Below are 391 nucleotides of genomic sequence, written 5' to 3' on the forward strand. Positions count from 1 at the left end.
GCGATTACTCGATGTTTACTTTGCTTCTTCTTACGATTATCTAGTTTTCAAAGAACGATTAAAAAAAGCTTTGAGAGAATTGCACTCTCAAAACTAAACAAACAAGAAACGTCAACCTTATGATCAGCCCGAAAGGACTGCATGTTCCTTAGAAAGGAGGTGATCCAGCCGCACCTTCCGATACGGCTACCTTGTTACGACTTCACCCCAATCATCTGTCCCACCTTAGGCGGCTGGCTCCTAGGACAAAACTTAACTTCCTAAAAATATAATAAGAGGTTAAGTTTTGTCCCAGGTTACCCCACCGACTTCGGGTGTTACAAACTCTCGTGGTGTGACGGGCGGTGTGTACAAGGCCCGGGAACGTATTCACCGCGGCATGCTGATCCGC

At 46.0% G+C, this 391-nt stretch carries 1 rRNA gene; it reads right to left on the reverse strand.

Features of this window, described 5'->3' with window-relative positions:
• Positions 1–152 precede the first annotated feature (152 nt).
• Positions 153–391: ribosomal RNA gene (locus G6554_RS25410) — 16S ribosomal RNA — on the reverse strand; the annotation flags it as partial.

The sequence above is a fragment of the Bacillus sp. MM2020_4 genome, assembly GCF_011250555.1.
Lineage (GTDB): Bacteria > Bacillota > Bacilli > Bacillales > Cytobacillaceae > Neobacillus.